The organism is Propionibacterium acidifaciens DSM 21887 (assembly GCF_000426605.1).
Lineage (GTDB): Bacteria > Actinomycetota > Actinomycetes > Propionibacteriales > Propionibacteriaceae > Propionibacterium > Propionibacterium acidifaciens.
Map to the genome: position 1 here is coordinate 34237 of NZ_AUFR01000010.1, position 17352 is coordinate 51588.

General features: G+C 71.8%; 15 protein-coding genes. 6 read left to right on the plus strand and 9 right to left on the minus strand.

Features of this window, described 5'->3' with window-relative positions:
* Positions 1-7: 7 nt before the first annotated feature.
* Positions 8-709: a response regulator gene (locus K336_RS0105010; RefSeq protein ID WP_028706456.1), complete on the minus strand. Its 702-nt coding sequence runs from the start codon at positions 707-709 to the stop codon at positions 8-10.
* Positions 706-2094, minus strand: a complete 1389-nt coding sequence (locus tag K336_RS0105015) for an ATP-binding protein (protein ID WP_123826279.1) — start codon at positions 2092-2094, stop codon at positions 706-708. The genes K336_RS0105010 and K336_RS0105015 overlap by 4 nt, the downstream gene beginning before the upstream one ends.
* 134 nt (positions 2095-2228) lie before the next feature.
* Here K336_RS0105015 and K336_RS16855 point away from each other — a divergent pair, with 134 nt between their 5' ends.
* The 3 genes from K336_RS16855 to K336_RS0105030 are packed head-to-tail and all read left to right on the plus strand — an operon-like array spanning position 2229 to position 3954.
* The gene (locus K336_RS16855) at positions 2229-3392 is read left to right on the plus strand and encodes a PspC domain-containing protein (RefSeq protein WP_051245425.1); all 1164 of its coding nucleotides are present in this window, start codon (positions 2229-2231) and stop codon (positions 3390-3392) included.
* Positions 3389-3676 carry a hypothetical protein gene (locus K336_RS0105025; RefSeq protein ID WP_028706458.1) on the plus strand — a complete coding sequence of 96 codons (288 nt, stop codon included), beginning with the start codon at positions 3389-3391 and terminating at the stop codon, positions 3674-3676. Before K336_RS16855 ends, K336_RS0105025 begins: the two co-directional genes overlap by 4 nt.
* Positions 3676-3954 (plus strand): PspC domain-containing protein, encoded by a 279-nt coding sequence (locus tag K336_RS0105030; RefSeq protein ID WP_021797027.1) that lies wholly within the window; start codon positions 3676-3678, stop codon positions 3952-3954. The genes K336_RS0105025 and K336_RS0105030 overlap by 1 nt, the downstream gene beginning before the upstream one ends.
* Positions 3955-4082: 128 nt before the next feature.
* On the opposite strand, the gene K336_RS0105035 is transcribed toward K336_RS0105030, so the two are convergent.
* From K336_RS0105035 to K336_RS0105070, 7 genes are all read right to left on the minus strand, one after another.
* Positions 4083-4793: an LmeA family phospholipid-binding protein gene (locus K336_RS0105035; RefSeq protein WP_021797026.1), complete on the minus strand. Its 711-nt coding sequence runs from the start codon at positions 4791-4793 to the stop codon at positions 4083-4085.
* A 7-nt stretch (positions 4794-4800) separates the two neighbouring features.
* Positions 4801-5538, minus strand: coding sequence for a 4-hydroxy-tetrahydrodipicolinate reductase (gene dapB, locus K336_RS0105040; RefSeq protein WP_028706459.1), 738 nt, complete (start codon positions 5536-5538; stop codon positions 4801-4803).
* A 152-nt stretch (positions 5539-5690) separates the two neighbouring features.
* Positions 5691-7901, minus strand: a complete 2211-nt coding sequence (locus K336_RS0105045) for a polyribonucleotide nucleotidyltransferase (protein ID WP_021796990.1) — start codon at positions 7899-7901, stop codon at positions 5691-5693.
* A 316-nt stretch (positions 7902-8217) separates the two neighbouring features.
* The gene (gene rpsO, locus K336_RS0105055) at positions 8218-8481 is read right to left on the minus strand and encodes a 30S ribosomal protein S15 (RefSeq protein WP_021796991.1); all 264 of its coding nucleotides are present in this window, start codon (positions 8479-8481) and stop codon (positions 8218-8220) included.
* A gap of 140 nt (positions 8482-8621) precedes the next feature.
* A complete protein-coding gene (locus K336_RS0105060) occupies positions 8622-9557 on the minus strand; it encodes a bifunctional riboflavin kinase/FAD synthetase (protein ID WP_021796989.1) in 936 nt (311 codons plus the stop codon).
* Positions 9558-9724: 167 nt separating this feature from the next.
* Positions 9725-11251 carry a glycerol kinase GlpK gene (gene glpK, locus K336_RS0105065; RefSeq protein WP_021797488.1) on the minus strand — a complete coding sequence of 509 codons (1527 nt, stop codon included), beginning with the start codon at positions 11249-11251 and terminating at the stop codon, positions 9725-9727.
* Between the two features lie 120 nt (positions 11252-11371).
* Entirely contained in the window at positions 11372-12154 is a 783-nt protein-coding gene (locus tag K336_RS0105070; protein WP_021797493.1) for an MIP/aquaporin family protein, read from the minus strand.
* Between the two features lie 569 nt (positions 12155-12723).
* Here K336_RS0105070 and K336_RS18440 point away from each other — a divergent pair.
* Genes K336_RS18440 through fdhF form a run of 3 tightly spaced genes read left to right on the plus strand, consistent with a single transcriptional unit; the run spans position 12724 to position 17333 of the window.
* A complete protein-coding gene (locus tag K336_RS18440) occupies positions 12724-13251 on the plus strand; it encodes an NADH-quinone oxidoreductase subunit NuoE family protein (protein WP_051245426.1) in 528 nt (175 codons plus the stop codon).
* Positions 13244-14512 carry a complex I 51 kDa subunit family protein gene (locus K336_RS0105080; protein WP_021797492.1) on the plus strand — a complete coding sequence of 423 codons (1269 nt, stop codon included), beginning with the start codon at positions 13244-13246 and terminating at the stop codon, positions 14510-14512. Before K336_RS18440 ends, K336_RS0105080 begins: the two co-directional genes overlap by 8 nt.
* Entirely contained in the window at positions 14505-17333 is a 2829-nt protein-coding gene (gene fdhF, locus K336_RS14575) for a formate dehydrogenase subunit alpha (RefSeq protein WP_211223447.1), read from the plus strand. The genes K336_RS0105080 and fdhF overlap by 8 nt, the downstream gene beginning before the upstream one ends.
* Positions 17334-17352: the final 19 nt, after the last annotated feature.

The following is a 17352-nucleotide window of genomic DNA, read 5'->3' on the forward strand; positions in this document are numbered from 1 at the left end:
GGCGCGCTCAGACCAGCTTGCGGTCGGTGGCCCACTTCGTCAGCTCGTGGCGGTTCGACAGCTGGAGCTTGCGCAGTACGCTCGACACGTGCGTCTCGACCGTCTTGATCGAGATGAACAACTCCTTGGCGACCTCCTTGTAGGTGTAGCCGCGGGCGATGAGCTTCATGACCTCGCGCTCGCGCTGGCTGAGCCGGTCGAGGTCCTCGTCGACGCTGGCGACCGAGATGGAGCCGGAGAAGGCGTCGAGGACGAAGCCGGCGAGCCGGGGGCTGAACACGGCGTCACCGGTGGCGACGCGGCTGATGGCGTCGACCAGGTCGTCGGTGCTGATGGACTTGGTGACGTAGCCGCGGGCACCGGCGCGGATGACGCCGATGACGTCCTCGGCCGCGTCGGAGACCGACAGGGCCAGGAAGGTGATCTCGGGCGCGTTCCGGTGCACCTGCTTGGCGACCTCGGCCCCGCCCCCGCCGGGCAGGTGGACGTCGAGCAGGACGACGTCGGGCCGCGTGTCGAGGATGGTCCGGACGGCGCTCGTCACGTCCTCGCCCTCGCCGACGACGTCGACGTGCTCGGGCGCGGAGCTGGTGAGCTCGTGGCGCACACCCGCGCGGAAGATCGCGTGGTCGTCCACGAGGACGACCCGCCAGGGCCCCTCGTGCGTGGGCTGCTCGGGGCTCACGAGAGCCTGCGGGGCGTTGGTCATCGCGTCATCTCCAGTCTCACCTCAGTGCCTTCGCCCGGTGCCGTGCGGATGACCGCCCGGCCCCCGTAGCGTTCCATGCGTTCGACAATCGATCTTTTCACACCCATGCGGTCCTCCCCGATCTGTTCCGGATCGAATCCCCTGCCACGGTCGCGGACGAAGACCTCGACCGTCTCCGGCCCCACCTCCGCGTAGACGTCGATCTTGTCGGCGCCGGAGTGCTTGGAGGCGTTCATCATCGCCTCGCGCGCCGCGCGGAGCGTGGCCTCCAGGCCCGGCGTGTTCTCGGCGTCGCCGACGCAGACCACCTCGATGGGCACGCCCCGCTCGTCCTCGATCTCGGCGCCCGCCTCGACGAGGGCCGCCCGGAAGGTCTCCGGGCCGGGCTGCTCCCCGTAGAGCCAGGCGCGCAGCTCACGCTCCTGGCGGCGGGCGAGCGAGGCGACGGCCTTGGGGTCGCCCGCCTGGCGCTGGATGAGGGCGAGGGTCTGCAGGACGGAGTCGTGCAGGTGGGCGGCCATGTCGGCGCGGGCGTCCGAGACGATCCGCGCCTCGCGCGCAGCGGCGAGGTTGTTGCGCATGCGGTTCATGGCGGGCGCGGCGACGACGCCGATGCCGATGAGGGTGAGGGCCGCGACGGCGAGCATCGACGGCAGATAGGGCTGCCCGGCCTGGCTGTAGGCCAGCAGCGAGATGGCCGCACCGATGAGGATGAGCGCCAGACCCATGCGCACGAGCAGTGCCCAGTGGTCCTGGCTCACGAGGGGGGCCAGCCAGCGCGGGGTGCCGTGCTCCGAACCGTCCCCCTCGGGGGCCTCGGCCTGCCGCCAGACGAGGGCGACGCCCAGACAGGCGAGGATGATCGGCCAGAAGAAGACGCCGCCCGGATTGACGTCCATCATGCGCACGAGCATGAGCACGCCGACGCACAGGACGATGACCGCCAGCGCGCTCCCGGTGCCGGCCGGGCTCGTGTCCCTGGTCGTGCGGCGCATGTCGGCGCGGTTGGCCATCTCCAGGCCCGGCGCCTCGTGGTCGGGCACCTTGGCGGGGATGAGCAGCCAGGCCAGGGCGTAGAAGATGATGCCGATGTAATCGGCGCCCACGAGCACGATGAAGCACACGCGCACGACCCACACCGGCCAGCCGAGGTGGTCGGCCACACCGGTGCACACCCCGCCGAGCCAGCGTCGGTCCAGGGGCCGGCGCAGCTTGGGGCGGGGTGCGCGGCGCGCCGGGGCGGGGGGCCCGTCGGGCGCGGGGGACGGGTCGTCGGCGGCGCGCGCCGGGCCGGGGCCGGGACGAGGAGCGGAACCGGCGGCCTGCGCGGGCGCGCCGGCCCCCATCGCCCGCTGCCCCGCGGAGGGCTCGTCCTGGTACCTCACCCCTCAATCTTTGCGCATCCCCGGACCCGGGGGAACGGCGAGGACGCCGATGGGAGGGGGACGATCCGGGCACGAGGGGCATTTCAGGGGTGTCTCGTGTGGGGAGGAGGGGTGACGTGGACGAGACTGGGCCCATGGCGAATGGGGACGAGCAGGGCACCGGCCCGGCGGTCGACGACGTCCCCGGACGATCGGCCCGACCCGTCACCAGGCGCCGGGGGCCGGGCTCGCTCATCGTCCGCGACCCCGATGCCGGCGTCATCGGCGGCGTCTGCCAGGGCATCGCAGACCGCACCGGCATCGATCCCCTGCTGCTGCGCCTCGTCGCCGCGCTGGCCGGACTCAGCGCCGGCCTCGGCGTCGCCCTCTACCTCACCCTGTGGGTCACCACACCCACCCGTCAGGACGACCGCAGCCCCGTCGAGCGGGTCCTGCCCTGCCTGCGCCGCACCGGCTGGTTCGGCTTCGCGGTCCTGCTGCTGGCGGTCGGCGCAGCCACGGTCCTGGCCGTGCACGACCTCGTCCCCCTCACGTGGTGGCCGATCGCCCTCATCGCGCTCCTCGTCATCATCATGTGGGCGGTCGGGCCGCTGCGCGCCGCCCGGGCCCGACGGCGCCGCGCCGACGCGGCCGCCCCCGACGCGCGACGCCCCGGGCCGGTCACCGCCATCGCGGCGGTCACGCTGCCCCTGGCGGCCGGGGCCGGCGCGGCAGTGTTCCTCCTCGTCGACGCCCGGCCCCTCGCCCGGCTGGTCTGCGGCGTCGCCGCCGCCCTCGGCACGATCGGCGCCGGCCTGGTGCTCTCGAGCCCCTGGGGCCTTTCGCGCCCGCTGCGCGACGTCGGCGCCTGCCTCGGCGTCCTCATCCTCGTGCTCGACGCGCCCTTCATGACCACCCTCGGTCAGCAGGCGCACCCCGGGGACCGCCTCGGCCCGGACGAGTACGCCGCCGGCCCGCTCGACATCGAGAGCCGCAGCGTCCTCCTCGACCTGAGCTCCCTGCCCGCCCAGCGCGACGAGCTGACGATCCAGGCGCACGACGCGATCGTGCGCATCATCGTCCCGGCCGACCGCACGGTGACGATCGAGTACAGCTGCTTCTTCTCGGAGCTCGCCCTGCCCTCGGCGGGCGGCTGCGCGAGCGTCGGCTCGGGCACGTGGACGAGCACCGTCGGGCCCGGCGCGCCGGTCCCCGACGACGGGACCGACGGGACCGACGGGGCGCAGGCCCGCCCGGCCCCCGGAGCCCTGCGCGTCGAGGTGCGACTCGTGCGCTCGCAGATGGAGGTCGTCCGATGAGCCCCGAGAGCCGGCGCCCGGACGGGCGCTCCCAGCGGTCCGCCTCCCTCGTGTGGGGGCTTCTGTTCCTCATCATCGCCGCGGTGGCGGTGCTCACCTCGAACCACCTGGTCGGCCATGCCGCCGTGCGACTCGGAGTACCGCTGGCCCTCATCGTCACCGGGCTCCTGGGGCTGGCCGCGGGTAACATGAGGACACACGGCGGAATCGGGGGCGCGGGGCCGTCCGGCGCCCCGACGCCCACGACGACGCGACACAACGCGACGGGACAAGGAGAACCCTGATGGCCTCGAAGAAGCTCACGCGAAGCCGTGACCACCGGATGCTCAGCGGCGTGGCCGGAGGCATCGCCGACTACTTCGGCATCGACTCGAACCTCGTCCGCCTCGTCTTCTGCGTCCTCGCCCTCGTGACGAGCGGCGGCGGGGTCATCGCCTATCTCATCGGCTGGCTGCTGCTGCCCGACGAGTACGACGACGTGCGCGGCTTCGACCAGGTCAAGAAGAAGCTCGACGAGTTCGGTGGCAAGAAGTCCGACGGCTACGACGGCGGCTCCTGGTGACCGGCCGGGCGCCGGGGCGACGACGCTCGCCCGCGCGTCTCGTCCTGCCCGGCCGGATCCGCGACTGAGGATCCGGCGCAGTCCGCCCCGCGGGGGAGACCGGGGGATCGGCCCCGCCGGCCGGTCCATCATCCCCCGAGCCGCGAGATCGTGACGTCCTGACCGCTCAGGGCGACCCTCATGCCGTCCTGGACGATTTCCAGCCCCGAGTAGCCGAGGCCCTCGGGCGGCTCCGGCAGGCGGAGCCGGTCCTGGACCTCGGCCAGGACCGGCTGGGCGAGCGCATCGGGCAGGTCGGAGTCGGCGACCCGGACCCCGGCGCCGGTCAACGTGACGGTCCCGTCGGCGGCCACGGCCGGCGACGCCGAGGTGATCGTCACCGGGAGCTGCGCCCCGACGGCAGACACCGTGGTGGTGGCCTCGACCGTCCCGTCGCCGGAGCGGCTCACCGTCAGGCCCGTGGCCGAGGCGATCGCGTCCCAGCCCATGACGGCCGAGGCCCTGAGACTCCCGGCCGTCAGCGCGTCGGGCTCGCGCACATGGGTGAGATCGGTGAGCTCGGCGCGGGCCGAGCGCAGCGTGACGTCCTGGCCCCGAACGGTCAGCCCGAACTCGTCGACGTCGACGCTGAGGTCGTCGAGCGTGCCGGAGGTGAGCACCGGCAGCAGGATCCGCTGGGAGCTCGCGACGTGGACCCGGGAGGGGTCCTCGCCGAGCCGAGCGGCGACGCGCGACTGCACGGAGCGCATCGCCACATGGTAGGACACCCCGACCGCCGCGCCGGCGAGCAGCAGGACGAGGACCAGGAGGCCGCACAGGACCTTCAGACCGCGGGGCACGGCAGGCTCACAGACCGAGGATCTCGTCCATGCCGACGGTGAGACCGGGCCGGTCGACGACCGCGCGCACCCCGGCCAGGACACCGGGCATGAAGGAGACGCGGTCGTAGGAGTCGTCGCGGAGCGTGAGGGTCTCCCCCGCCGTGCCGAGCAGCACCTCCTGGTGGGCGACCAGGCCCTGCAGCCGGACGGAGTGGATCGGCACCTCGTCGACGCGCGCGCCGCGGGCGCCGTCGAGGGCCGTCCGCGTGGCGTCGGGCATCGGGGCGCAGCCGGCGGCGCGGCGGGCCGCCGCGATGCGCCGGGCGGTGCTGGCGGCGGTGCCGGAGGGGGCGTCGAGTTTGCGGGGATGGTGCAGCTCGACGATCTCGGCGGAGTCGAAGAAGGGGGCGGCCTTCTCGGCGAAGGCCATCATGAGGACGGCGCCGATGGAGAAGTTCGAGGCGATGAGGACGCCGACCCGCGGGGCGTCGCCGAGCCAGGAGCGCACCCGGTCGAGCCGCTCGTCGTCGAAGCCGGTGGTGCCGACGACGGCGTTGACGCCGTGGTCGATGCACCACTCGATGTCGTCCATGACGGCATCGGGCCGGGTGAAGTCGACCATGACGCGGGCCGCCCCGGCGGGGGCGCGGTCATCGCCGGCATCGATGCGGGCCACCAGCTCCATGTCGGGAGCCCCCTCGACCGCCTCGCACACGGTGGAGCCCATGCGGCCCTTCGCGCCGAACACACCGACCTCGATCATCGCTACCTCGCAGTTCCCTCGCCCGACGGATCGCTGACCAGCCTACCCGCGCCACGGGACCGACGGCCCCCGCGGCGCAGCCGCCGTGGGACCGGACGGAGGGCCGGCCCCGCTCGAGCGGGGCCGGCCCTCCGTCGGTCGAGCGATCCTGATCAGTCCTCGTCCTCGTCATCCTCGAGGACCGGGCTCAGCGAGAGCTTGCCCCGGTCGTCGACATCGGTGATCTCGACCTGCAGCTTCTGGCCGACCGAGAGCACGTCGTCGACCTCCTCGACGCGCTTGCCGCCGTTGAGGGCGCGCAGCCTCGAGATGTGGAGCAGGCCGTCCTTGCCCGGCAGCAGCGAGACGAAGGCTCCGAAGCTCGTGAGCTTCACGACGGTGCCCAGATAGCGCTCGCCCTCCTCCGGCATGGTCGGATTGGCGATGGCATTGATCATCGTACGCGCAGACTCGGCGGACTCGCCGTTGTCGGCGCCGATGTAGATCGTGCCGTCCTCCTCGATGGAGATGCTGGCGCCGGTGTCGTCCTGGATCTGGTTGATGACCTTGCCCTTGGGCCCGATGACCTCGCCGATCTTGTCGGTGGGGATGTGCACGGTGATGATGCGCGGGGCGAACTCGCTCATCTCGTCGGGCTCGTCGATCGCGTCGTGGATGACGCCGAGGATCGTCGTGCGGGCCTCGCGGGCCTGCAGCAGGGCCTGGGCGAGCACGTCGGCGGGGATGCCGTCGAGCTTCGTGTCGAGCTGCAGGGCGGTGACGAACTCGCTGGTGCCGGCCACCTTGAAGTCCATGTCGCCGAGGGCGTCCTCGGCGCCGAGGATGTCGGTGAGGGCCAGGTAGGTGGTCTCACCGCTCTTCTCGTCCGTCTCGCTCATGAGACCCATGGCGATGCCGGCCACGGGCGCCCTCAACGGCACGCCGGCGTTGAGCAGGGAGAGCGTCGAGGCGCAGACCGAGCCCATCGAGGTGGAGCCGTTGGAGCCGATGGCCTCGGAGACCTGACGGATGGCGTAGGGGAACTCGTCGCGGGTGGGCAGCACCGGGACGATGGCGCGCTCGGCCAAGTGGCCGTGGCCGACCTCGCGGCGCTTCGGCGAACCGATGCGGCCGGTCTCGCCGGTGGAGTACGGCGGCATCTCGTACTGGTGCATGTAGCGCTTGGTCCTGGCCGAGCTGAGGGTGTCGAGCTTCTGCTCCATGTCGAGCATGTTGAGCGTCGTGATGCCCAGCACCTGGGTCTCACCGCGCTGGAACAGGCCGGAGCCGTGGACGCGCGGGATGACGCCGACCTCGCTGGACAGCGTGCGGATGTCCTTGGGGCCGCGGCCGTCGATGCGGACGCCCTCGGACAGGACGCGCCCGCGGACGATCTGCTTCGTCATGGCCTTGAAGGCGCCCGAGATCTCGCCCTCTCGGCCGGCGAAGACCTCCTCGGCGCCCATGACGTCCTTGATCTCGTGCTTGAGATCGGACTCGGCCTCCTGGCGCTCCAGCTTGGCGGCGATCTGCTCGATCGCGTCGAGCCGGTCGCGGCCGAGCTCGTTCACGCGCGTCCAGACGTCGTCCTCGTAGTCCTTGAAGACCGGGAAGTCGTAGGTCTCCTTGTTGACCTGGGCGGCCAACTCGGCCTGGGCGTCGCACAGGACCTTGATGAACGGCTTGGCGGCCTCGAGACCGGCGCCGACGACCTCCTCGGTCGGGGCGGTGCGGCCCGCCTTCACGAGATCCCAGGTGGCCTCGGTCGAACCGGCCTCGACCATCATGATCGCGACGTCGCCGCCGGCCAGGACACGGCCGGCGACGACCATCGAGAAGGTGGCCTCCTTCTCCTGGTCGACGGTGGGGAAGCACACCCACTGGTCGCCGATGAGGCTGATGCGCACGCCGCCGATCGGGCCGCTGAAGGGCAGGCCGGAGATCTGGGTGGACATCGACGCGGCGTTGATGGCCACGACGTCGTACTCGACCTGCGGGTTGAGGGCGAGGACGGTGATGACGACCTGGACCTCGTTGCGCAGTCCCTTCTTGAACGCGGGGCGCAGCGGACGGTCGATGAGGCGGCAGGCCAGGATGGCGCCCTCGGACGGGCGGCCCTCGCGACGGAAGAACGAGCCGGGGATGCGGCCCACGGCGTACATCTTCTCGTCGACGTCGACGGTCAGCGGGAAGAAGTCGATGGACTCGCGCGGGGTCTTCTGGGCGGTGGTGGCGCTCAGCAGCATGGTGTCGCCGTCGAGGTAGACGGCCGCCGAGCCGTCCGCCTGCTTGGCGAGTTTGCCCGTCTCGAAACGGACTACGTGCCTGCCGAACGAGCCGTTGTCGATGACGGCCTCGGCGAACTTGACGTCAGGTCCCTCCATGGGATTCCTTTCACTGGGGAATCGCCACTGGCATGGACGCCCGTCAGAACCGGTCTTCGATCGAGGACGCCGGGACGGGCCCGGGATCCACCACCGAGGACCGAGGGCTGATCGTGGCGGCCATGACGGCGGCGTCATAGGGGTGCGCGTCGGGCGCACCGGGTCAAGGCTAGCCGACGCACCCGGATTCCACCTATTCGGGCACCGCTCCGCGCGCCGCGGGGCCCGTTCCGACCCGGACGGACGCGGGCCCGGACGGACGGAACCGCCCGGGGACGATCCCCGGGCGGTTCCCGTGGCTGCGACGCGCCGGACCTCAGCGGCGGATGCCGAGGCGCTTGACGAGCGCGCGGTAGTGGTTGATGTCCTCCTTGGCCACGTAGTTGAGCAGGCGGCGGCGCTGGCCGACCATGAGCATGAGCCCGCGGCGGCTGTGGTGGTCGCCCTTGTGCTCCTTGAGGTGCTCGGTCAGGTGCGAGATGCGCCTGGTCAGCAGGGCGATCTGGACATCGGGGGAACCGGTGTCGCCCGGGTGCGTCGCGTACTCTTCGATGATCCTCTTCTTCTCGGCGGCATCCATGATGGCCTCCCCTTCCCGTTCCCGCTGCGCGGCGCCGCCCCACCCTGTCCGTGGGCGGCTCTTGGTGCTCCGCGGCCGATCGACGGCAACTCGCGAAGCCTAGCAGGCCCCGGCCCGGACGACCGAATCGGCGACCGCCGTCACAGGGGCAGCGACCGGTTCGCCGGGTCGGCGAGCAGCCGCCGCGTCTCGGCGACGTCGCGGCGCATCTGGACGACGAGCCCCTCGGCCCCGGCGAAGCGCAGCTGCCCGCGCAGCGACCTCACGAATTCGACGCGCACCTTCGCGCCGTACAGCTCCAGGTCGGTGCGGTCGAGCACGTAGGACTCGACGCGGCGCTCGATGCCGTCGAAGGTCGGGTTCGTGCCGACGCTCACAGCGGCGGGCATGGCCTCGGCGCCGGGCTCGTCGAGGCGGCGCAGCCAGCCGGCGTAGACGCCGTCGCCGGGCGTCGCGAGCTCGGCGGGGATCGGCAGATTGGCCGTCGGGAAGCCGAGCATGCGGCCGCGCTGGTCGCCGACGACCACGACGCCCGACAGGGAGAACCAGCGGCCGAGGTGCTCGGCGGCGCCGGTGACCTCGCCTGCGGCCAGGGCCTTGCGGATGCGGCTCGAGGAGGTGTCGACGCCCCCGACCCCGACCAGGTCGAGGGCGGTGGTCTCGAAACGGCCGGCGCCGAGCTCGGCGAGGGTCCGGGCGGTCCCGGCGGCGCCCCTGCCGAAGGTGAAGTTCGTGCCGACGATGACGAGCCGGGGGTCGAGCGGGTCGATGATGCGCTCGACGAAACGGGCGGGGGGCCAGGCGGCGACCTCCCCGTTGAACTGGACGACCCGCACCTGCGAGGCGCCGCAGCGCTTCAGCAGCTCGATGCGGTCGTCGAGACTGGTGAGCAGGCGTGGCACCCGGTCCGGCGCGAAGACGGTCATCGGGTGGGGCCACAGGGTCACCGCGACGACCGGCAGCGGGACGCCGTCGACGCCGAGGGCGGCGGCCCGGGCGCGCGCGCGGTCCAGCAGCGCCCGATGACCGCGGTGAACGCCGTCGAAGTTGCCGATGACGACAACCGATCCAGCCATGACCCACCTCTCCGGTCCGCGCGGGGCGGTGCGCGCCGCGCCGGGCCGAGTGTAGTACGGGCCGCCGGCGCGGGCCGGGCGCCGACCCCGGGCCCGGGCGTCACCCGCCGGACGCGCAGCGAGGGGCCCCGGTGACGGGGCCCCTCGCACGGTCGGCGATCAGCGGGTCACTCGACGACGTCCTCGTCGACCCAGTTGAGGGTGCGCTGGACGGCCTTCTTCCAGTTGCGGTAGAGGCGGTCCCGCTCGGCGGGAACGGCCGCCGGCTCCCAGCGGGTGTCCTCGGCCCAGTTGTCGATGACGTCCTGCTCGCCGCTCCAGAAGCCCACCGCGATACCGGCCGCGTAGGCGGCGCCGAGGGCGGTGGTCTCGGCAACGACCGGGCGGATGACCGGCACGTCGAGCTGGTCGGCCTGGAACTGCATGAGCAGCTGGTTCGCGGTCATGCCGCCGTCGACCTTGAGCTCGGTCAGCGGCACGCCGGAGTCGGCGTTCATGGCGTCCAGGACCTCCCGGGTCTGGTAGGCGGTCGACTCGAGCACAGCGCGGGCGATGTGGCCCCGGTTGACGTAGCGGGTCAGGCCGACGAGGGCCCCGCGGGCGTCCGGGCGCCAGTACGGCGCGAAGAGACCCGAGAAGGCCGGCACGAAGTAGGCGCCGCCGTTGTCGTCCACCGAGGCGGCCAGGGCCTCGGACTCGGGGGCGCTCGCGACCATCTTCAGGCTGTCGCGCAGCCACTGCACGAGCGAGCCCGCCACGGCGATCGAGCCCTCGAGGGCGTACACCGCGGGCCGGTCGCCGAGCTTGTAGCAGACGGTGGTGAGCAGGCCGTTCTTGCTGAAGACGGGCTCGGTGCCCGTGTTCTGGAGCATGAAGCAGCCCGTACCGTAGGTGTTCTTCGCCATGCCGGGCTCGAAGCAGGCCTGGCCGAAGGTGGCCGCCTGCTGGTCACCGAGGATGCCGGCGATCGGGGTGTCGATGAGCAGGCCGTTCTTGCGGCCGAGGCCGTAGACCTCGGAGCTGGACCTGATCTGCGGCAGCATCGAGGCCGGGATGCCGAGGGCCTCGATCATGCGCTCGTCCCACTGGAGGGTCTCGATGTTCATGAGCATGGTCCGCGAGGCGTTCGTCACGTCGGTGACGTGGACGCCGCCGTCGAGACCGCCGGTGAGGTTCCACAGCACCCAGGTGTCCATGGTGCCCATGAGGAGCCCGCCCTCCTCGGCCCGCTGCCGGGCGCCCTCGACGTTCTCGAGGATCCAGCGCACCTTGGGCCCCGCGAAGTAGGTGTTGAGGGGCAGGCCGCAGATGCTCTTGAAACGGTCGGGGCCCTCGTCCCCGGCCAGCTCCTCGCAGATCCGCTGGGTGCGGGTGTCCTGCCAGACGATGGCGTTGTAGACGGGCTCGCCGGTCTCGCGGTCCCACACGACGGTGGTCTCGCGCTGGTTCGTGATGCCCACCGCGGCGAGCTGGTGCCGGTTGATCTCGGCGTTCGACAGGGCCTGGCCGACGACGGCCCGGACGGCCTCCCAGATCTCGACCGGGTTGTGCTCGACCCAGCCGGCCCGTGGAAAGATCTGCTCGAACTCCTGCTGACCGGTGGCGACGATGCGGCCGGCATGGTTGAAGATGATGGCCCGTGCGGAGGTGGTGCCCTCGTCGATGGCCAGGATGTACTGCTCTTCTTCTGCCATGTGAGTGTTCCTTTCAGCTGTGGTGCGCTCGCCTTCGAACGCACTCTGAGCGGCCCGCGACGGCCGGGGACGGGAGCCCGCGGTCCGGGCGCGTGACCCTCGCCGCGGGCGCCCGGGGGATCACCAGAAGATCTGGTAGGTGAGGCCGGCGAGGACGCCGCCGAGCAGCGGGCCGACGACCGGGACCCAGGAGTAGGCCCAGTCGGAGTCGCCCTTGCCCTTGATGGGCAGGACGGCGTGGGCCAGGCGCGGCATGAGGTCACGAGCCGGGTTCAGGGCGTACCCGGTGGGCCCGCCGAGGCTGTTGCCGATGCCGACGATGACGAGCATGACGCCCAGGGGGCCGATGAGGGAGCCGGCGAGCTGCTCGACCCCGTCGGCGGTCGTGACGGTGGCGATGTTGGTGTAGCCGGACAGGATGACCCAGATCACCAGGACGTAGGTCGCGACGGTCTCGACGAGGCAGTTCCAGCCGTAGGCGCGGATCTGCGGGGCGGTGCAGAAGGAGCCCCGCTTGAGGGCCGGCTCGCAGTCCTCGTCGTACTGCTTCTTGTAGACGAGCCAGGCGAAGACGGCGCCGACGAAGCCGCCGCACAGCTGGGCGATGATGTAGATCGCGATGTTGCTCGCGGTGGCCGGGATGCCGGTGGCGAGGTCCTTGCCGGAGGCCGCCAGGCCGACGGTGACGGCGGGGTTGAGGTGGCCACCGGTCCGGTAGGCGCCGTAGACGCCCACCATGACCGCGATGCCCCATCCCCAGTTGATGAACTGCGGGCCTCCGCCGTGGCCGCCGGTCTTCGGGAGATTGTGGTTCGCGACGACGCCCACGCCGAGCAGCATGAGCAGTGCGGTGCCGAGGAACTCGGAGCCGAAGATGGCCGCCGAGGAGACAAGAGGAATCATGTGGCACTTCCTTGTGTCTTGTGGACGAGTACCCGCCGGCGCCGTGCCGACGGGCCGCCGGACCGCTCGCCACGCGCGAGCCCGAATTCCCACGAGCCCGTGCGCAGAGGATGCGACCCGACCCAACCCCCTAGGGGGAAGCCGCAGAACAAGTTTTCACCTCTCGGCGCCGAATGCCAGTTCGAGAGGGGTTCTCGCAGGAAAAATGCAAGATGTGCACCGGATTATGCCGAGCGGCGCACTTCCTCCCAGGCGCCCGCCGCCCGCGCGGAGCGCCGGCGCCGAGGACGGGACGAGGCGAGCCTCCACTCACCGCGCTGCGCTCCGCCGGATCCGCCCCCCCGCCGCCGCAAGCGACGACGCCGATCGGGGGTCGGACGCCCGCCGCGACGGCCGACACGCGAACCGTCACCGGTCCCCGGGCGGTTCCGGCCGTGAGAAGCGACTATCGTGGGCCTGAGCCGGTGGGACGGGCCGATCCGGACCGTGTCCGCCGAGCGGAGCGCCCCGGCGCCCGGCGGGAGCCGGCGGCGGGCCATGATCCCAAGCTGTTCGGAGGAGAACGAACGATGACCGATCCGACCCGCGACGAGGTCGCCGGGATCCTCGAGCGCTGGGGCCACTCGCGCGAGCACATCCTGTCGATCCTCCAGGACGTCCAGCACGCCTGCCCCGAGCACTACGTCGGCCGGGAGGCCGCCGCGCAGGTGGCGGCCGACCTGGGGATGACGACCACCGGGATCTACGAGATCGTCACCTTCTACCACATGCTCCACCCCGAGCCCCACGGGCGGCACCACGTGGAGATCTGCGAGAGCACCCCCTGCTTCTTCCAGGGCGGACGGGCCCTCCAGGACGTCGCCGCCGAGCGGCTGGGCGTCGCCGTGGACGAGGTGAGCCCGGACGGCGCCGTCTGCCTCGAGACCGTCCCGTGCTTCGGCCGCTGCGCCAGCGCGCCGAACGTCAAGATCGACGGCAGGGTGCACCACCGGGTCTCCCCCGCCGCGCTCCGCGGGCTCGTCGACCGCCTCGTCGCCGACGGGGCCGCCGAGCGGGGCCGCGCCGACGAACAGGAGCGGGTGGGCCGCCATGTATGACCGCCTGCTCGAGCACGTCGGCGACGACGAGGACCAGAAGCAGCTGTCCGTCTACCTCGGCCAGGGCGGCTACGAGGGGCTGCGCAGGGCCGTGACGATGGCCCCGGACGCGGTCATCGAGGAGATCTCCACCGCCTACGTGCGCGGCCGCGGCGGCGCCGCCTACCCCACCGGCCGCAAGTGGGGTCAGCTGGCCCGCATCGACGGCTCGCCCAAGTACATCGTCTGCAACGCCGACGAGGGCGAGCCGGGCACCTTCAAGGACCAGATCCTCCTCGAGAAGAACCCCTACTCGGTCATCGAGGGGATGACGATCGCGGGTCGCGTCTTCGGCTCGCCCAAGGGCATCATCTACGTGCGCGGCGAGTACCCCGAGGAGTTCGGCATCCTGCGCGCCTGCCTCGAGCAGGCCCGCGAGGCCGGCCTGCTCGGGCGCGGCGTCCTGGGCATCGAGGGCTTCGACTACGACATCGACACCGTCGCGGGGGGAGGCGCCTACGTCTGCGGCGAGAACTCGGCCATGCTCAACTCGATCGAGGGCAAACCGGGCCGCCCGCGCATCAAGCCCCCGCACCTGGCCGAAGTCGGCCTCCACGGCAAGCCGACCCTCGTCAACAACGTCGAGAGCTACGCCGACGTCACGCTCGTCCTGGCCAACGGCGGCGAGCACTACAGGGACCAGGGTTCGGAGCACGGCGGCGGCATGAAGCTCATCTCCCTCTGCGGCCACGTCGCCCACCCGGGCGTCTACGAGGTGCCCTTCGGGCGGTACACGCTGCGCGAGCTCATCTGGGCCCCCGAGTTCGGCGGCGGCGTCGTCGGGGGCGGCTTCGGCTTCGTCCACTGCGGCGGGCACTCGGGGCCGATCGGCTTCGAGGGCTGCCTGGACGCCCCCTACGACTACGACGACGAGTGGTCCGGCGGCAAGGCGATCGGCTCGGGCGCGATCGTCGTGATGAACGAGACGGTCGACGTCGTCGACTACCTGCGCCAGGTGATGGTCTTCTTCCGCAAGGAGTCGTGCGGCAAGTGCACGCCCTGCCGCCTCGGCACGACCCGCGTCTGGGAGGTCCTCGAGCGGCTGGTCGCCGGCCGGGGCGAGCCCGACGACCTCGAGCGGCTGCGCACCACCACCGAGCAGGTCCACAAGCTGTCGGCCTGCGGCCTCGGGGAGTCCATCGACGTCCCCGTCCTCAGCGCCCTCGACGGCGCACCCGCCGCCTTCGAGGCGGCCCTCGCGAAGGAGCCCAGCCATGTCTGACACCCCGGCACCGAATCCGGTCCGCCCCGACGGCGGGCGGACCGCCCCGGCCGGCGCCGCCGCGACCCCGACCGTCCGCATGACGATCGACGGCGGCGAGTACGACGTGCCCGAGGACCGCACCGTCCTGGAGGCCTGCCGGGAGCTGGGGATCGAGATCCCCACGCTGTGCGAGATGAGGGAGCTCGCCCCCGACGGCTCCTGTCGCATGTGCACGGTGCGGGTCACCCACCGGGGCCGCACGGGGCTGAAGGTCTCGTGCGCCGAGCCGGTGGCCGAGGGCATGGAGGTCGTCACGACGGACGACGAGATCGTCGAATCCCGCCGCTTCCTCCTCGACCTCCTCTGCTCCAACCACGAGTTCGACTGCTTCCGGTGCGCCGCCAACGGCGACTGCCGGCTGCAGGACTACTCGCTGCAGTACGGCATCGACCGCACGGACTTCCCCTCCGGCCGCTTCATCGGGCACCGGGTCGACTCGTCCAACCCCTTCCTCGCCTTCCACGCCGACCGCTGCATCATGTGCCGGCGCTGCGTGCGCGCCTGCGGCGAGCTGCAGGGCCGCAACGTCATCGCCCTCACCCAGCGCGGCTTCGACACCCGGATGTCGACGAGCTGGGAGATGCCCTGGGATCTCACCAACTGCGAGTCCTGCGGCAACTGCGTCTCGGTGTGCCCCGTCGGCGCGCTCGAGGCCAAGGACCACCAGCGCGGCTACCGCGACTGGCAGGTCGAGGACAGGGTCGTCACCACCTGCCCGCACTGCGGCGTCGGTTGCCAGCTCGAGCTCCAGGTCGCCGGCGGGCGGGTCGTGGGCGTCGAACCGGCCTGGGGCCCGGCCAACCGGGGCATCCTGTGCGTCAAGGGCAAGTTCGGCTCCTACAAGTTCGCCGCCTCGACCGACCGCCTCACCGATCCCCTCGTCAAGGAGGACGGGCGCTTCCGCACGGCGAGCTGGGACGAGGCCCTCGACCTCATCGCCGACCGGATGAGGACCATCATCGCCGAGGACGGCCCGGACGCCATCGCCGGCTTCTCGTGCTCGCGTGCGCCCAACGAGGACAACTACATGTTCCAGAAGTTGATGCGCGCCGGCATCGGCACCAACAACGTCGACAACTGCGCGCGCGTCTGCCACTCGGCCTCGGTCACCGGCCTGGCCACGACGCTCGGCTCGGGCGCCATGACGAACACGATCCGCGACGTCACCCACGACGTCGACGCGATCCTGCTCGTCGGCTCCAACACCACCGAGGCGCACCCGGTCATGGGGGCGCAGATCCGCGCCGCGGTGCGGGCCGGCGCCCGGCTCGTCGTCGTCGACCCGCGCCGGACCGACCTCGCCTCGATGGCCGAGCTCCACCTGCCCATCAGGCCCGGCACCGACATCGCCTTCGCCAACGCACTGGTGAACATCATCATCTCCCGGGGCTGGGCCGACGAGCGGTTCATCGCCGAGCGCACCGAGGGCTTCGAGGCCCTGCGCGGGATCGTCGCGGGCTACGAGCCGGAGAAGGTGGCGCGACTGTGCCACATCCCGGTGGCCGACCTGTACCGGACCGCCGAGATCTACGCCCGGGCCGAGCGGGCCCCGATCATCTACTGCCTGGGCGTCACCGAGCACACGAGCGGCACCCAGAACGTCATGGCGCTGTCGAACCTGGCGATGGTCGTCGGCAAGTACGGCCGGCCGGGCTGCGGCATCAACCCGCTGCGCGGCCAGAACAACGTGCAGGGCGCCTGCGACATGGGCTGCGAGCCCCACAATCTGCCCGGCTACCAGCGCTACGACGCGCCGGGGGTCATGGAGAAGTTCGAGCGCGTCTGGGGCCGGGCGCTGCCCCGCGAGACCGGCCTGCGCGCCACCCAGGTGTTCGGCGCCGCGGCCGAGGGCCGCGTCAGGGGCCTGTTCATCTTCGGCGAGGACCCGATCGTCACCGACCCGAACACCGCCCACGTGAGGACCGGGCTGGAGGCGCTCGACCTGCTCGTCGTCGACGAGCTCTTCATGACGCCGACGGCCGAGCTCGCCGACGTCGTCCTGCCCGGCTCGGCGTACGTCGAGAAGGAGGGCACCTTCTCCAACACCGAGCGCCGCGTCCAGCGCGTGCGCAAGGCCGTCGACGCCCCCGGCGACGCCCGCCTCGACACGTGGATCTTCGCCGAGCTCATGCGGCGCATGGGCTACCCCGAGACGCTCGACACGGCGGCCGACATCATGGACGAGATCGCCCTCGTCGACCCCGACTTCGGCGGCATCTCGCACGCCCGGCTGGACGCCGGCGAGTCGCTGCAGTGGCCCTGCCCCTCGAAGGACCACCCGGGCACGCCGATCCTCCACGTCGGCGCGTTCAAGCGCGGCCGCGGCTACTTCTACCCCACCGAGTACCAAGAGCCGGACGAGGCGCCCGACGAGGACTACCCGATCCTCATGAGCACCGGCCGCATGCTCTACCACTACAACAACGGCGCGATGACCCACCGCACCGAGGGGTTGGAGCGGCTGGCCTCCCAGTCCTACATCCAGCTCAACGAGACCGACGCGCACGCCCTCGGCATCGCCCAGGGCGACCGGGTGCGGGTCAGCTCGCGGCGCGGCGCCATCGAGACGCAGGCCTGGGTCGGCGACCGGGTCGGCGAGGGCGAGGCCTTCATGACCTTCCACTTCGCCGAGGGCAACCCGAACGTGGTGGCGAACGACGCGACCGACCCGCTGTGCTTCATCCCCGAGTTCAAGGTCTGCGCCGTCAGGGTCGCCAAGACCGCCGACGCGCCCGTCCCCGGGCACCTGAGCGGACTCCACGAACCCGCGCTGCTCTGAGGGCGCGGGGAGGACGAGC

Coding starts and splice junctions, on each gene's coding strand:
- K336_RS0105010 (WP_028706456.1), bottom strand. CDS start 709: ATGACCAACGCCCCGCAGGCTCTCGTGAGCCCCGAGCAGCCCACGCAC.
- K336_RS16855 (WP_051245425.1), top strand. CDS start 2,229: ATGGCGAATGGGGACGAGCAGGGCACCGGCCCGGCGGTCGACGACGTC.
- K336_RS0105025 (WP_028706458.1), top strand. CDS start 3,389: ATGAGCCCCGAGAGCCGGCGCCCGGACGGGCGCTCCCAGCGGTCCGCC.
- K336_RS0105030 (WP_021797027.1), top strand. CDS start 3,676: ATGGCCTCGAAGAAGCTCACGCGAAGCCGTGACCACCGGATGCTCAGC.
- dapB (WP_028706459.1), bottom strand. CDS start 5,538: ATGATCGAGGTCGGTGTGTTCGGCGCGAAGGGCCGCATGGGCTCCACC.
- K336_RS0105045 (WP_021796990.1), bottom strand. CDS start 7,901: ATGGAGGGACCTGACGTCAAGTTCGCCGAGGCCGTCATCGACAACGGC.
- rpsO (WP_021796991.1), bottom strand. CDS start 8,481: ATGGATGCCGCCGAGAAGAAGAGGATCATCGAAGAGTACGCGACGCAC.
- K336_RS0105060 (WP_021796989.1), bottom strand. CDS start 9,557: ATGGCTGGATCGGTTGTCGTCATCGGCAACTTCGACGGCGTTCACCGC.
- glpK (WP_021797488.1), bottom strand. CDS start 11,251: ATGGCAGAAGAAGAGCAGTACATCCTGGCCATCGACGAGGGCACCACC.
- K336_RS0105070 (WP_021797493.1), bottom strand. CDS start 12,154: ATGATTCCTCTTGTCTCCTCGGCGGCCATCTTCGGCTCCGAGTTCCTC.
- K336_RS18440 (WP_051245426.1), top strand. CDS start 12,724: ATGACCGATCCGACCCGCGACGAGGTCGCCGGGATCCTCGAGCGCTGG.
- K336_RS0105080 (WP_021797492.1), top strand. CDS start 13,244: ATGTATGACCGCCTGCTCGAGCACGTCGGCGACGACGAGGACCAGAAG.
- fdhF (WP_211223447.1), top strand. CDS start 14,505: ATGTCTGACACCCCGGCACCGAATCCGGTCCGCCCCGACGGCGGGCGG.